Here is a 15,527-nt window from a genome sequence, read left to right on the forward strand (position 1 = left end):
ATTATAACTTCAATTTTATATGTGAAGGATAGCTCACCTTTGTCAAGTACAACCCTTTTGCAGGTACAGAAACCCCAGCTTTGCTCCTATCCTTACTATTTATTATTTCTTCAACGCCTGCCAAAGTACATTTGCCAAGTCCAACTTCCAATAATGTCCCTACGATTGCCCGTACCATATTTCTCAAGAATCGGTCCGCTGTAATGGTAAAAACCAAAACATCTCCCTGAATAGTCCATTCTGCCTTCTTTAGCTTACACAAAAAGGTCTTTACATCGGTATTTGATTTTGAAAAGCATTCAAAATCTGTATGCTTCAACAATAAGGAAGCCGCTTCGTTCATCGTTTCCAAATCCAACCCAAATTTAATATAATGGGCCGTATCCATATGAAATGGATTTTTTTCTTGAACAATCCAATATTCATATGTCCTCTCCTCTGCATCAAAGCGGGCATGGGCATTATCAGGAACCTCATAAATACCGCTGATTGCAATATCATCCGGTAAAAAAGAATTCATACGGTAACAAAGTTCTTCTTTATCAACTATCTCATCTACCTCAAAATGGGCATACATTTGCCTTGCATGTACCCCAGCATCCGTTCTTCCCGCACCCATCAACTCAACCGGCTGTCTTAACAAGGTGGAAAATGTTTCTTCCAAGACCTGTTGAACCGTCAATGCATTGGGCTGTTTTTGCCATCCATGGTAAGACTTCCCGAAGTATGAAAAGGCGACAAAATATCTCAAACGAATACTGTATTTTTGTGATGGCAAAGATACCTTAATCCTCCCAAACAGAAATCCAACACTATCATAAATTAGTATATTTTTAGTTTTATGACCCGAATTTTACTCCTTTCCGATACACATAGCCATATGGACGAAGCCATTTTAAAATACGCCAAACAAGCGGATGAAATTTGGCATGCCGGTGACATAGGACAACTGGAAGTCACGGACACATTAAAGAAAATAAAACCACTCAGAGCCGTTTATGGCAATATTGATGATCATAAAGCAAAACTCGAATTCCCCTTGGACAACAGGTTTACATGCGAAGGGGTAGATGTTTGGATCACCCACATTGGCGGATATCCCAACAAATACAATCAAAGGATCAGGGAAGAGATCAAAGCAAATCCACCAAAATTATTTATCACGGGCCACTCCCATATTTTGAAAGTGATGTGGGACAAAAAATTGGGATTATTACATATGAATCCCGGTGCCTGTGGCAAACATGGCTTTCACGCGGTACGCACCATGTTGCGCTTTAATATTGACGGAAAGGACATTAAGGATCTGGAAATTGTGGAATTGGGAAAACGCGGCGTCTAATTGGAGACCATTGGCCAATAAAAAACCCGGGAACAACCCCGGGTTTAACGCACTAATAAAACTAAAATGTTAGGCTTAACGCAAACGATCAACAGATTTTATAAGATCCTCATCCTTTTTTATGGCCCTATTGGCCAATACTAAAAAAACGATAGAAAAGATAGGAATCAGCATCCCAATACCCTTCTCAGAAATGTTACTTTCTCCGGATAAGTTTAGCGATCGGTAAACGAATAATCCTAGTAAAAAAAGATTTAATATCATGTTCAATCTGTTTACCACAAATTGATTTTTTCTGTTCTTGTAAAGCAATATGCAGACTAATGCCAATACTGCGGACACATAGAATACCAAAGATACTATAATTTCATTGGCAGCATAAATTTCATTTCCACTGCTGTCCGACCAGAGATTCATCCAAAACGGAAGTACTCCTGTTAAAAGGATAACAACTATTAGATAAACGGTCTGTATTCTTTGAATCATTGTTCTTATTCCTGATCAGTGGCAAAAATAAGTGTCTTTTTGAGAATTATCCATGAAATATTGAAAATAATTTGTAATATTGCTTTGTTATTAGTTATCACACTTACCATCAAGGGGATATCATTATCTAGTAATACCCAAATTACAATACACTTCAAATTTTCAATTCAAGTATAATTTATTCAACACTTAATGTTTGAAATTTCAGATTTAAAATCAAAAAAGCTTCCTGAGCTTCAGGATATAGCTAAGGGTTTAAATGTTTCCAAGTACAAAACCCTAAAAAAATTGGACCTAGTTTATCAAATACTAGATGTTCAGGCCTCCAATCCAAAGGCTACAGAGACCATACTAGCCTCCACCACTTCCAATAGTGAGGAGCAAATAGATTCCAAACCAAAAAGATCTAGGGTCTTAAAAGAAAAAAGCACTGCGGTAAAAGGGGAACGTAAACCAGAAAGGCGTGCAAGTACTCCAAAGGACTCCAATGAGACTCCAAAAGAGGACACCAGCAACAATCCAAAACCTGAGAAAACCAGCAATAGGACTGAAAAAACGGATAGCGCACCTACAGAAAGAAGGCCAAGACCACGTCCACAGCACAGCACACCAAAAGAAGCGCACGTAAAAAAGGAACATCCGAAAAGTGCCGCGCCTCATAAGAACTTAAATAAAAAACCTGTTCACCAAAAACAGGACAAGAACAACAGTAACTTTGATAAGGACCTAAAAAACAGGTACAAGGAACCCGAATATGAATTTGATAGTATCATTGAAAGTGAAGGTGTTCTGGATATCATGCAAGATGGTTATGGATTTTTGAGGTCTTCTGACTACAACTACCTATCATCACCTGATGACATCTATGTTTCCCAATCCCAAATTAAATTATTTGGATTGAAAACTGGGGATACCGTTCTTGGTAATGTACGTCCACCCAAAGAGGGAGAAAAATATTTCCCCCTAATCAAGGTGAACAAAATAAATGGCTTAGATCCACAAATTGTTAGGGACAGAGTGTCTTTTGAGCATTTGACCCCATTGTTTCCACAAGAAAAATTTAATCTTGCAGAAAGACAAAGCACCATATCTACACGAATCATAGACTTGTTCTCCCCTATTGGAAAAGGACAAAGAGGAATGATTGTAGCACAGCCTAAAACGGGTAAAACGATGTTATTGAAAGACATCGCCAACGGAATTGCAGCGAACCACCCAGAAGTTTACCAAATCGTTTTATTGATCGATGAACGTCCCGAGGAAGTAACTGATATGCAGCGTAACGTACGGGGAGAAGTTATTGCTTCTACCTTTGACAAGGAGGCCACGGAACATGTAAGGGTTGCAAACATTGTTTTGGAAAAAGCAAAACGCTTGGTAGAATGCGGCCATGACGTGGTTATCCTATTAGACTCCATCACACGTTTGGCAAGAGCATACAACACAGTTCAACCAGCCTCTGGTAAGGTTTTGAGTGGTGGTGTAGATGCCAATGCCCTGCACAAACCAAAAAGATTCTTTGGTGCCGCCCGTAATATTGAAAATGGTGGATCTTTATCCATCATCGCAACAGCACTTACGGAAACAGGTTCTAAAATGGACGAGGTGATCTTTGAAGAATTCAAAGGAACAGGTAACATGGAACTTCAATTGGATCGAAAGATATCTAACCGAAGAATATTCCCAGCAATTGACCTTACATCATCAAGCACACGTAGAGATGATCTATTATTGGATGAGAACACCATCCAACGCATGTGGATCTTGCGCAAATACCTTGCAGATATGAATCCGGTAGAAGCGATGGAATTCATTGAGCAACGCATCAAACAGACCAAAAACAACGAGGAATTTTTATTGACCATGAATCAATAAGACCAACCCTCATAGAATTTAAAACTCCAATAACAAATAGCTGTTATTGGAGTTTTTTTTTACGAACAACCTCCACCCTATTGCCACTTTTCCATAGCGAAATTCAACAATTAAATATTACTGCTCATGGGCAAACCGTAGATTTGTCATTTGTATTTGAGCTAAAAATTTGCTATTTTAAGATAATACTGACACAATTTCACCCTTATTTTAGCAAACGATAACCGTTTTTGAAGAATTTTTGGAATTTTCCCAAACCTATCATCGTACGAATAACGTACTCTAAGCGCTTTGTATAACTATTTCTTATAGTTATTGCATCTACCAAAGCCACACTCTATCATCAAAATGTCAGCCTCGCATGGTAATTGTTCCATCAGGGCTGTAATATTAATATTAACTAAAAAATCTAAATGAAAGTATTAGTCATAGGCGCAGGAAACATGGGTCTAACATATGCGGAAGCTATGTCAAAGTCGAAATTATTGAAAAAAAGAAATTTAATGATTTTGGACAGTTCCCCTGAAAAAATCCTATCCCTTAAGAAAATTTTACATTTCGACGTATTTGAAAACCTAGAGGATTGCCTGCCAAAGGCAGATTTAATCTTCATAGCGGTTAAGCCTTATCACAGTGAGGAGTTATTCGCAAAAATAAAATCATTGGCCAACCCGGGACAAATTGTTATTTCCATTATGGCCGGGGTAACCATCGGTACCATGCAAGAATCGATGGGTATTCCAAAAGTTGTGAGGGCTATGCCAAACTTACCGGCACAAATCGGCAAAGGGGTTACATCTTACACCGCATCCAAGGAAGTTTCACGAATAGAACTTTTAACCATAGAAAACCTATTGGACACTACAGGTAAATCCATATTTGTAAGTTCAGAGAAATTTATTGATGCCTCAACAGGCATATCGGGTAGTGGTCCTGCATACGTTTTTTACTTCATGCAAAGTATGATGGAGGCGGCTTTAAAAATGGGCTTCTCGGCCAATGACAGTAAAGTCTTGGTGAGCAAAACCTTTGAAGGTGCAGTAGACTTGTTCAATCAATCAGATCTATCCCCAAATTCTTGGATGGATCGGGTAGCTTCCAAAGGTGGTACTACAAGGGCCGCTTTAGATTCTATGGACGACAATAATGTAAAGGAATTAATCAAAGAAGCCGCGTATTCAGCATTTAATAGAGCTGTTGAACTAGGCGAAGAAAAATAAATCATGTATAAACAAAGAGTAGTTATAAAGGTTGGTACAAACGTAATGACCAACAAAGACAACAGAATTGTAAAACCCGTGCTGGACCATCTGGTGCAACAGATAGCAGAACTTTACGAACAGGACATCATGTCCATTTTAGTCTCATCTGGATCTGTAATAGCCGGTATGGAAGTCATGGGAGAGAGCAAAATAACAGATAAAGGTACTAGAAGGCAGGTATATTCTGCCATAGGACAACCTAGGATGATGCGTCATTACTATAATATCTTCCAGGACTACGGCATGAAATGTGCCCAAGTATTGGCCACTAAACGGGATTTTAATCCTGGAAACCACAGGGAAAATATGATCAACTGTTACGAGGGCCTCATTTCAGAAGGTGTTGTCCCAATTGCCAATGAGGATGATGCAGTGACCTTGACAGATTCCATGTTTTCAGACAATGACGAACTGGCAAGTTTGGTCGCAGAATTGACCAAAGCGGACAAACTGATCATATTGACAGATACAGACGGACTTTACACGGGTCATCCGGACGATGAGGACACTGAGGTCATAAAAAATGTAACTGTAGACCAAAATGTTGAGAAATACATTAAAACCATAAAAAAAGGTGAAGCTGAAGGTCGAGGCGGAATGGGCTCTAAATTAAATATTGCCAAAATGACCGCCAATAAAAATATCCCAACTTACATTGCCAACGGAAAAAGAAAGAATGTTATTTTGGATATAATTGACGGCAAGAATGTTGGTACAAAAATTACAGTCTAATTTTAAAAAATATTAATGAAATTATTACAGACAGATATAAAAAATAAAGTATTGAAATCCATGATGACCATCTTGGATAGAAAAAGGGAGGCAATTATTGCTGCCAACAAAAAGGACCTCGATCTTTTTGACAAAAGCGATAGGGCCATGTACGACCGACTCATTGTCAACGACAAAAAAGTGGATGGGATGATCCAGTCCATCAAGGAGGTCATGCAGCAGGAAGATCCTGTGGGAAAAATAAAATCTGAGCGGATTCTGGAGAACGATTTAAAGATTCAGAACAAAACAGCTCCATTTGGCACCATCATGATCATTTATGAATCTAGGCCCGATGTAACCATAGAAGCAGCTGTATTGGCCTTTAAAGCCAATAACAAAATTCTTCTAAAGGGAGGAAAGGAAGCCCTACATAGCAACCAAATATTGGAATCTTGCTGGCACGAGGCTCTAAAAGAGAACAAGCTGGATACGGATTGGATCAAATTGATGCACATGAACAGGGCGGAAACTCAGGAATTTCTGAAAAATCCATCTGAAAAATTAGATTTAATCGTTCCAAGAGGAGGAGAACGCCTAATTGCCTTTGTAAAAGAGCATGCAAAATGTGCCGTACTGATCAGTGGCCGAGGTAATAACTTTTTATATGTAAGCAAGGATGCCAATTGGGATCAAAGCCTAAATGTTATCCTCAATGCCAAAACTGATAAAATTTCCGCTTGTAACGCCTTGGATAAAATATTGGTGGACACCAACATAGATGGTTATGCAGATAAGGTAAAAGACCTCAAAAAGGTATTGAATGACAATGGAGTGTCAATTTTAGTGGACGACAAAATTGGAAAGATTTTGCCCAATGAGGAAGCGATAGAAGACGAAGCGATCTGGCATCAGGAATTTTTGGCCATGAAATGCTGTCTTGGCGCAGTAGATACTTTGGATGAAGCCATTCAAAAGATAAACAAGTATTCCGGTGGTCATTCGGCAACCATTATGACAAACCAGACCGATGCAGCCATGGAATTTATGGATCAGGTAGATAGTGCTGCCGTGTACCACAATGCTTCCACTAGATTTACCGATGGCGGTCAAATGGGTGTTGGGGCAGAATTGGCTATCAGCACGGACAAATTGCACCATAGAGGTCCGTTAGGATTGGAACAATTGGTCACCAATAAATATTATGTTTTTGGTGATGGACAAATCAGAGTTTAAAACTCAATGAGTTCCATCAAAAAAAGCCTCGTAAAACGAGGCTTTTTTTATATGATAAAGCTACAGTAAATTATAAGGTAGCTACTTTCTTCATTAGGTTGCTCTTAAGGTTTGCAGCCTTATTAGCGTGAATGATTTTGCGTTTCGCCAATTTATCGATCATCCCAACAACAGTTGGCAACAATGTTTCAGCAGCTTTCTTATCTTCCTCGCCACGCAATTTTTTAATTGCATTACGGGTAGTTTTGTGCTGGTACCTGTTACGCAAACGCACTGCTTCGTTTCTTCTAATTCTCTTTAATGCTGACTTGTGATTTGCCATTTTATCTTATTGTTATGTTTTTAAAGGGACCTAAGGTCCTTAATCAAATGTGTAGTCCGTAGGGGAATCGAACCCCTGTTACCAGGATGAAAACCTGGCGTCCTAACCCCTAGACGAACGGACCATTATTTTTGGTATCATGAATTGCATTTTTAACAAAAACAACTCCCAAAAAATATTTCAAATTAAACTTGTAGTCCGTAGGGGAATCGAACCCCTGTTACCAGGATGAAAACCTGGCGTCCTAACCCCTAGACGAACGGACCATTACATTGCGTAATTGCGGATGCAAAAATACAATTATTTTTTACTATTGCAACACCTACAGAATATTTTTTTAATTTTTAATATGCCTTCGCAAACAATACCCTTTTTGTTGCGGGTTTTCCTGTAACCATGCAACTTCCAACCTCGTCCTTTGCATCTATTGGAATACAACGTATTGTTGCTTTAGTCTCTTCTTTTATTTTATCTTCTGTTTCAAGTGTTCCGTCCCAAAAGGCAGAAACGAATCCTCCCTTATTTTCCAGTACCTCCTTAAACTCATCATAAGAGTTTACCTCTGTGATATGTGTTTTTCTATGGTCGAGCGCCTTTTGGAATATATTGCGTTGCATATCCTCCATTAAGAATTCAATTTTGGCGACTACCTCATCAGCGTTTACGGTTTCCTTTTCCAAGGTATCCCTTCTGGCTACTTCATAAGTCCCGTTATCCATGTCGCGTTGGCCAATAGCCAAACGAACTGGAACCCCTTTTAATTCATATTCATTAAACTTGAAGCCCGGTTTGTGGGTGTCCCTGTTATCAAATTTCACAGAAATACCTTTTGAGCGCAATTCCTTTACCAATGGCGCCACTCTATCAGAAATGGCGTCCAATTGCTCCTCTCCTTTATATATAGGTACAATCACTACTTGGATAGGGGCTAATTTTGGAGGTAGCACCAACCCATTATCATCACTATGGGTCATCACCAAGGCACCCATCAATCGAGTGGAAGCACCCCAGGAGGTTGCCCATACATATTCTTGGTTTCCTTCTTTAGTGGCAAATTTTACATCAAAGGCCTTGGCAAAATTCTGACCTAGAAAATGTGAAGTACCTGCTTGTAGCGCCTTTCCATCTTGCATCAACGCCTCTATACAATAGGTTTCCACAGCTCCGGCAAAACGTTCACTTTCAGTTTTAATTCCTTTTATAACTGGCATTGCCATATGTTCCTCGGCAAATTCCGCATAAATATTCATCATTTGTTCTGCTTCGGCAATAGCCTCTTTTTCAGTGGCATGAGCAGTGTGCCCCTCTTGCCATAAAAATTCAGCTGTCCTTAAAAACAATCGAGTCCTCATCTCCCAACGCACCACATTGGCCCATTGATTGATCAATAGCGGTAAATCTCGGTAAGACTGTATCCATCTTCTATATGTATCCCAAATAATAGTTTCTGAGGTAGGCCTAACGATAAGTTCCTCTTCCAATTTGGCATCTGGATCTACAATGATTCCACTACCATCTTCAGCATTCTTTAACCTGTAATGGGTGACTACGGCGCATTCCTTAGCAAAACCCGCAACATGACTTGCCTCTTTACTCAAATATGATTTTGGTATGAACAATGGAAAATATGCATTTTCATGTCCCGTTTCCTTAAACATTTTATCTAACTGGGCCTGCATCTTTTCCCAAATAGCAAAACCATAAGGTTTTATAACCATACAACCCCTAACTCCCGAATTCTCAGCGAGATCGGCTTTTACAACAAGTTCATTATACCATTTGGAATAATCTTCTGCTCTTTTCGTTAAATTTTTACCCATATTAGTAAGTTTGGCACAAAACTTGCGACTTTATTCTTATAAAAAAATAGTTCGGCAAAACTAACTATTTTTACTATGTTCAACAATTAAATTTACAACGATGATACAAACAGCACCCCTCAAAAAAATTAGAATGGCATCCTTACTTGCCCTGATAGGCATTTTAGGGGTCTCCTGTGGGTCTTACCAACAGGCATCGTACTATAATGATGGCATATATTCGGACAACAGCAGACCTGCTGTTGAATCTAGATCACGTGTTGCTGTCCAAGAGCCACAACAAAATGAAACCAATATGTACGGGGAGTATTTTGGACAAAAGGCCAATGAATACCAAGACATTCTGGAAAGCGAAGTATTTACCGATGTAGATGGTTATTACAGTAATGCCGAACAGGATAATTCAGACGTAAACCAAGATGATAACTACGACGCATACAATAACACCTACAACGGTCAACCAGGATGGGGAGATAACCCACAATCAGTAAGTATTAATATTTATGACAATAACTGGGGCTGGGGAAACCCTTGGTTATGGAACGATCCTTGGTTATGGAATGGCGGTTTTGGATATAACAACTGGGCCTGGGGTAATCCTTGGCGCTGGAATCGTGGATACAGATGGAACAACTGGGGCGGAGGCTTTGGTTGGGGCGGAGGCTTTGGCTGGGGCGGAGGCTTCGGTTGGGGCGGAGGCTTCGGTTGGGGCGGAGGCTTCGGTTGGGGCGGCGTCTACGGATGGAATAATTGGGGCTGGGGAGGCTATGGAGGCTTTTATGGCAACAATTTCTATACGAATTACAACAGGGCATACGGCTTTAACAGCGGAAGAAGAGGCTATTACAATGGTATCAATTCTGTTCGAGACCTTAATTCCACTGCGCTTAGGGGCAGGTCTAATTTGACCACCTCCAGTACTAGGGGTAACAATCCCAGGTACAGAAGCAGTACCAATAGATCCAACATCAACAGCAGGAGCACCACGGCTAGAAATTCAAGTACGTACAGGAGCGGAACTTCAGCTAGAAGAACGGTCGGAGTAGATGCTGCACAAAGGAATAGGTCTTACCGAACCAGTAGAAGTTCAAGAACTTCACCAAGGTATAATAATAGTGCAAGGAGTTCCCAAACATATAGAGGCACCTCACCACAGAGGAACTCTTACCAAAGATCTACGCAAAGAAGCAGCAATTATTCAAGATCCTCTTACCCAAGTTCAAGCAGGTCTAGTGGGGCAGTTAGGAGCAGTGGCAGGAGTAGCTCCAGAAGTTCTGGGAACGTACGCAGTTCAGGGAGAAGTAGCTCCAGAAGTTCTGGCAATGTCAGAAGTTCCGGCGGCAGTAGCTCCAGAAGTTCTGGAAGTGTAAGAAGTTCTGGCGGAAGCTCTAGGAGTTCTGGAAGTGTAAGAAGTTCTGGCGGAAGCTCTAGGAGCTCTGGTGGATCCTCATCTAGAGGAAGAGGATAATAAATCCATTACGTTCAAACTTAAACTTTAAAAAATGAAAAGGAAATTCACTTTACTAATGGTATTTGCATGCCTCATCTCAAATGCCCAGAACATTACAGATGTACTTAGATATAGCACGGAAAATATACAGGGAACAGGAAGATTCCAAGGACTTAGTGGGGCATTTGGTGCTTTAGGAGGAGATTTGTCGGCATTAAATGTGAATCCTGCGGGATCTGCCGTTTTCAACAATGGTCAGTTTTCGGTTTCCGCATCCAATTATTACAGGAACAACAAGGCCAACTATTTTAACAGCACTTCTTCATCGGATATAAACTCATTGGAAATCAACCAATTGGGAGTTGTATTTGTTTTTAACAATACGAATCCTAATACAGACTGGAAAAAAGTTTCCCTGGCCTTGAACTACGATTTGGTTCAAAACTATGACGATGATGTTTTTATATCGGGAACTAGTAATCAAGGTATTGATAATTACTTTTTAAATTTTGCACAAGGTGTTCCTTTTGGCCCCTTATTAATACAAGATGGGGAATTTATCGAGGAAGCCTATTTGGACATTGGATCTAGCCTGGGCTTTGTGGATCAACAAGCATTTCTTGGATACTACGGTGGTATAATAGATCCTGTAGATGAAAATGATAACAATACTGCCTATATCTCCAATGCGCAATACAGTACGGTAAATCAACGTTATTTTAAGAGCACTTCTGGATACAATAGCAAGTTTACTGTGAACCTTGCCACGCAATACCAGGACAACTTATATTTTGGGGCCTCTTTAAATTTTCACAATGTTTTCTACAACCAATTGACAACCCTCAGGGAAAGTGGATATGATAGTGATTCTGAAATACAACTCACCACTTTCGATAATCTCTTGCGCACAGAAGGCGCAGGATTTAGTTTGAGTTTGGGAGGAATTGCCAAATTGAACGAAAATGTTAGGATTGGGGGAAGCTACCAATCCCCTACTTGGTACCGATTGACAGATGATACTGCCCAAAGAATAAGTTCGGATTTAGCGGATAGCGATATAGGGTTCATCAATTTCAACATTGTGAATCTTTTTGAGCGCTATACCATTAAAACACCTGCCAAAGTAACGGGAAGTTTGGCGATCATCTTTGGAAAAGACGGATTATTGAGCTTCGATTATAGCTATCAAGATATGTCCCAAGCGGAATTGAGACCTACCAATGACCCAGCCTTCCAATCCGAAAATGCATTTATTAGCAATGCACTTGGTGGTGTTTCTTCCTTTAGATTAGGTGGGGAATACAGAATTGACCAGGTAAGTTTAAGGGCAGGTTACAGATACGAGCAAAGCCCGTACAAAAATGGGTTCACTGTTGGCGACCTCAATGGCTATTCGGCAGGATTAGGGTATAACTTTGGTGTCAGCAGATTGGATCTTGCCTATAATAAATCGGAGCAAGATATAGATCAACAATTGTACAGTACTGGATTGAATACCCCTGCAGCTATCAACAATAGAAACAGCAATATAACGCTCGGATACACCTTAAATTTCTAAGAAATATAAAAGGACGAGCCACAAAAAAAACCAGCGATTGCTGGTTTTTTTGTTATCTGACCAGGGAGAAATGGGTCCTTAATGATTTTGCCACTATAATACCTTGTTCGTCCCTAGAATATTCTATCCTAAACCAATAATCAGAGGAAGGCATTGGTTTTCCAATATAAGTACCATCCCAGCCCAAGGTATTCTGTTCCATTTGTTTTAATAATTTCCCATACCGATCAAAAATAAAAATAACCGGGCTTACCAATGTTTCTATCCCTTTAATATTCCAGAAATCATTAACACCATCGGCATTGGGCGTAAAAAATTTAGGGTAACCTACCACCAAAAAAGGAATTGGGTCTGTGGTTCCGCACCCATTCTTATCATTGATTATGACCGTGTTTACTCCTGGTGGCACATCGAGGAATATTGAAGAATCTTGAAATTCACCCCCATTGATGGCATATTCATACGATCCATCGCCGTTTACAACTATTTCAATATTATTGCTGTCCGACATGTCATCAAGGATAATCACTTCATCCAAAACCGGCGTTCCATAATAGGTGATCAAAATATCATCTGTAATAATGGTAGCCAAACTTGTTTCTATTTCCACATAATATCTCCCAGAGTTGGGACTTGTTACCGTTAATTGGGTTGCTCCTGGGCCAGAGGCCAAAACGGCATCAATGGTTCCATCATCTTCATAATCTACACTCCATGTGACATTAACGATATCGGGACCTGCAGGTGAGTTCAAGGCGCTTAATACGATATCCGGATCATCTTCACAAGCATAGATATCCAACCCCAAAAATTCATCCCTTAGCGTACAATCCAAAGCGGAGTCTTGATCATCATCCACAGAACTTCCAGTAAAGGTCAAGGAAAATGGTTCAGGATCCCCATCAAAATTAGTGTTGAAATTATTGATCAACAAGTAGTAGATTTCCCCAGCGGTAACATCCAACCACTCATCGTAGGTATTTTGGCTACCTGTTAAAAAAGGAGCTCCTTCCTGGCCGTTGGCCGGATTGACACCTATCCCCGTAAAATCGGTACTGTTAACCTCATAATTGCACCTAATAGGCTGTGCGGTTCCACTACTAATGGCTCCACAGTCCACATCGGGACCATAAAGCGCAAAATCCCATTCGGCTGTTGCAGAAAGCGCTTCTATATCAAAGCCAATCTGTCCGTCCGTACCAGCTCTAAATACATACCAAGAGGTGTTGTTTTCTATATTTGCAGATGCCACACTTCCCTTTTCCAAACATCCAGATTGACGTATGGTATCGGGGTCAAAATCGTCCACATCCCCACTGCCATCAGTCTCCGACAAGATAGGAGCATCGGCACAAACGGGAATGGCACTTCGACAATCAGGGGAATTCTGTGCCATGGCGCTCCCAGAAAACAGGAACCAAAAACACATTGAATAGAAAAGAATTCGCATAGATTATGGGGCTATCGTGATACAAATAATCAGTATAATAACTCCTACTACCCTGTTTTAGTATACTACATCCAAAAATTTATACACTTTATCGTCAAAAGGAAGCCCTGAGTAATTTTCTCTACCGTTTTAGAGAAAAGTGACTATCAATATATTTAGCGGTAGTGCGTTGCCCTCTAGCATCTACATAAGTGAGTTTAAACCAATAATCGGATGAAGGCAAACTTTTACCATTAATATCTCCGTTCCATCCCAGGCTATCCTTTGTCATCTGCCGCAATAGCTTCCCATATCGATCATAGATAAAGATCACAGGGTCTTGAAGGGCTTCAATACCAACAATACTCCATTCATCATTGACCGAATCGCCGTTGGGACTAAAAAATTTTGGGAATCCGACCACCACAATGGATTCCGAAACGGATCCGCAGCCTTTGAGATCATTAATGGTAACTACGTGGTCTCCTGGTATGACATTGGTGAAAATATTCCCAGCTTGAAAGGGTCCATTGTCAAGCTGATATTCAAACTCACCTTCAATATCTGTAATGATAGTAACCGTGTTGTTTTCCTGTACATCCTCAATAACAACATCTGTTATGGCCGGAGTTTTAGAAATAACAACAGCAATAGGTACGATTCGTTCACAAGGAAAACCATTCTCCTCACTGGTCATCGTCAGAATATAGGTACCTCCTTGTTCAACTTCAATACTGGAGGTTGTGGCCCCTGTATCCCATGAATAATTATAATTCATATTGGTATTGAGTTCGCCTATAACCACTGAAGTACTGTTCTCACATAAAAACAGTTCCGTTGGAAAGGTAATTTCCGGAGTTTGTAGCACCTGTAATTCAAATTGCTGTGCAACGTCAAAACATTCGGGATTGGCCAAGGATGTTGTTCTAACATAGATTGTTTCCAGGCCCACTCTTACAGGATATTCCTTTGGAAGTTGATTTACGCCATCAACCGCATCCGGCAAAGAATTATGGTAGCTCACCATAAAATCTGTTGCAGATTGACTTCCCAAAGCTTCTATGTCTTTTTGAAATAGATCATAAAAACCAAGATCTGAGCAGGTAATTTCATCGGTAACGGCAAAGGTTGTTGGCGCTGTAATAAACCCAATTTGTACATCACTAAATATCGTTTCTCCCGTGGTACTAACTTTTACCCTATAGAACGCAGATGTATTCACATTTATAGTAGGACCCGTTTCTCCAATCAGTAAGTCAAACCCACTTCCGGTATCCGAGAACCATTCATACTGTAAAGCACCCGTTGTTGTGGCATCTAGAACAATGCTTTCATTGTCGCATGCTACCAGCGGTGGTCCCAATAAATTAGTAATAATGGAACAATCCAGCGCATCGTAGGGATTTGTCTCAAAAATACTACCTGAGAATTGGATGGAGAATCCAGAGTTGCTATTGCTGTAATTGTTGATCAACAAATAATAATCTTCCCCTGCCGTAACCTCTAACCACTCATCATACAAAAGGGACTCCATATTCCCTGTAGGGTCTTCCCCTACTCCCATATTGGTAAGATTATCGCGATTGTCAAAAAAATTACATCTTACCGGCTCACCCAAACTTCCACAATCACTGGCTTTGTAAAGGGCAAAATCCCAATCTTCGGAAGCGTCAAAACCTATATTAAAACCTAGCTGACCTGCGGCCGAAGTTCTAAATCTGTACCATGCGGAATTGTCTTCGATAAAACCACTCAGAGAAGTTTCCAAGCAACCTGTAGTGGCTGCACCATTAAAATCATCAATTCCATAGTCATTTGTTCCCCCATTGACCGGGGTGTTGCTACAAATAGGAATAGCCTCACTACAATCTGGAGATACTTGTCCGAAGACAGTTTGTATCCCAAATAATAATGGCAACCATAACAGCACAGTTAGCCTTCTCATAAATCAATTCCTATTTGTAGGTTTAAAAATAATGAGAGTCATACCTTAACACTAATTTATGTTGTCAAACACCCCATACATGGCATAAAGT

13 protein-coding genes and 2 tRNA genes are annotated in these 15,527 nt (G+C 40.2%); 7 read left to right on the top strand and 8 right to left on the bottom strand.

The annotated features are described in order from the left end of the window. Position 1 precedes the first annotated feature (1 nt). Positions 2 to 751, bottom strand: a complete 750-nt coding sequence (truA, locus tag SB49_RS07705; protein ID WP_062058986.1) for a tRNA pseudouridine(38-40) synthase TruA — start codon at positions 749 to 751, stop codon at positions 2 to 4. Between the two features lie 90 nt (positions 752 to 841). On the opposite strand from truA, the gene SB49_RS07710 reads away from it, so the two are divergent. Further along, positions 842 to 1,342: a metallophosphoesterase family protein gene (locus SB49_RS07710; RefSeq protein ID WP_062055400.1), complete on the top strand. Its 501-nt coding sequence runs from the start codon at positions 842 to 844 to the stop codon at positions 1,340 to 1,342. 75 nt (positions 1,343 to 1,417) lie between these two features. Here SB49_RS07710 and SB49_RS07715 read toward each other — a convergent pair whose 3' ends face one another. Next, complete coding sequence (locus SB49_RS07715; RefSeq protein ID WP_062055402.1) at positions 1,418 to 1,828, bottom strand: DUF4293 domain-containing protein; 411 nt, start codon at positions 1,826 to 1,828, stop codon at positions 1,418 to 1,420. 192 nt (positions 1,829 to 2,020) lie between these two features. Here SB49_RS07715 and rho point away from each other — a divergent pair, with 192 nt between their 5' ends. From rho to SB49_RS07735, 4 genes are all read left to right on the top strand, one after another. Further along, complete coding sequence (gene rho, locus SB49_RS07720) at positions 2,021 to 3,703, top strand: transcription termination factor Rho (RefSeq protein ID WP_062055404.1); 1,683 nt, start codon at positions 2,021 to 2,023, stop codon at positions 3,701 to 3,703. A 413-nt stretch (positions 3,704 to 4,116) separates the two neighbouring features. Next, positions 4,117 to 4,923 (top strand): pyrroline-5-carboxylate reductase, encoded by an 807-nt coding sequence (gene proC / locus SB49_RS07725; RefSeq protein ID WP_062055407.1) that lies wholly within the window; start codon positions 4,117 to 4,119, stop codon positions 4,921 to 4,923. A gap of 3 nt (positions 4,924 to 4,926) precedes the next feature. Then, entirely contained in the window at positions 4,927 to 5,697 is a 771-nt protein-coding gene (gene proB / locus SB49_RS07730) for a glutamate 5-kinase (protein ID WP_062055409.1), read from the top strand. A gap of 15 nt (positions 5,698 to 5,712) precedes the next feature. Next, positions 5,713 to 6,912 carry a glutamate-5-semialdehyde dehydrogenase gene (locus tag SB49_RS07735; protein ID WP_062055411.1) on the top strand — a complete coding sequence of 400 codons (1,200 nt, stop codon included), beginning with the start codon at positions 5,713 to 5,715 and terminating at the stop codon, positions 6,910 to 6,912. 70 nt (positions 6,913 to 6,982) lie between these two features. Here the strand turns inward: SB49_RS07735 and rpsT are convergent, their stop codons facing one another. The 4 genes from rpsT to proS form a co-directional block, all read right to left on the bottom strand. Then, on the bottom strand, positions 6,983 to 7,234 hold the full coding sequence (gene rpsT / locus SB49_RS07740; RefSeq protein ID WP_062055412.1) for a 30S ribosomal protein S20: 252 nt from the start codon (positions 7,232 to 7,234) through the stop codon (positions 6,983 to 6,985). A gap of 52 nt (positions 7,235 to 7,286) precedes the next feature. Continuing rightward, positions 7,287 to 7,358 (bottom strand) — tRNA-Glu (locus tag SB49_RS07745). Between the two features lie 70 nt (positions 7,359 to 7,428). Beyond that, a tRNA-Glu gene (locus SB49_RS07750) sits at positions 7,429 to 7,500 on the bottom strand. Positions 7,501 to 7,578: 78 nt separating this feature from the next. Further along, positions 7,579 to 9,054 (bottom strand): proline--tRNA ligase, encoded by a 1,476-nt coding sequence (gene proS / locus SB49_RS07755; RefSeq protein WP_062055414.1) that lies wholly within the window; start codon positions 9,052 to 9,054, stop codon positions 7,579 to 7,581. Between the two features lie 133 nt (positions 9,055 to 9,187). On the opposite strand from proS, the gene SB49_RS16020 reads away from it, so the two are divergent. Together SB49_RS16020 and SB49_RS07770 are read left to right on the top strand one after the other, a co-directional pair. Further along, the gene (locus SB49_RS16020) at positions 9,188 to 10,522 is read left to right on the top strand and encodes a hypothetical protein (RefSeq protein ID WP_156036445.1); all 1,335 of its coding nucleotides are present in this window, start codon (positions 9,188 to 9,190) and stop codon (positions 10,520 to 10,522) included. A 34-nt stretch (positions 10,523 to 10,556) separates the two neighbouring features. Beyond that, complete coding sequence (locus SB49_RS07770; protein WP_062055420.1) at positions 10,557 to 12,062, top strand: OmpP1/FadL family transporter; 1,506 nt, start codon at positions 10,557 to 10,559, stop codon at positions 12,060 to 12,062. A gap of 52 nt (positions 12,063 to 12,114) precedes the next feature. On the opposite strand, the gene SB49_RS07775 is transcribed toward SB49_RS07770, so the two are convergent. Together SB49_RS07775 and SB49_RS07780 are read right to left on the bottom strand one after the other, a co-directional pair. Beyond that, positions 12,115 to 13,512, bottom strand: coding sequence for a T9SS type B sorting domain-containing protein (locus SB49_RS07775; protein WP_062055422.1), 1,398 nt, complete (start codon positions 13,510 to 13,512; stop codon positions 12,115 to 12,117). 121 nt (positions 13,513 to 13,633) lie between these two features. Further along, positions 13,634 to 15,436 (bottom strand): T9SS type B sorting domain-containing protein, encoded by a 1,803-nt coding sequence (locus SB49_RS07780; protein ID WP_062055424.1) that lies wholly within the window; start codon positions 15,434 to 15,436, stop codon positions 13,634 to 13,636. Positions 15,437 to 15,527: the final 91 nt, after the last annotated feature.

The sequence above is a fragment of the Sediminicola sp. YIK13 genome (assembly GCF_001430825.1).
Taxonomy (GTDB): Bacteria; Bacteroidota; Bacteroidia; order Flavobacteriales; family Flavobacteriaceae; genus Sediminicola.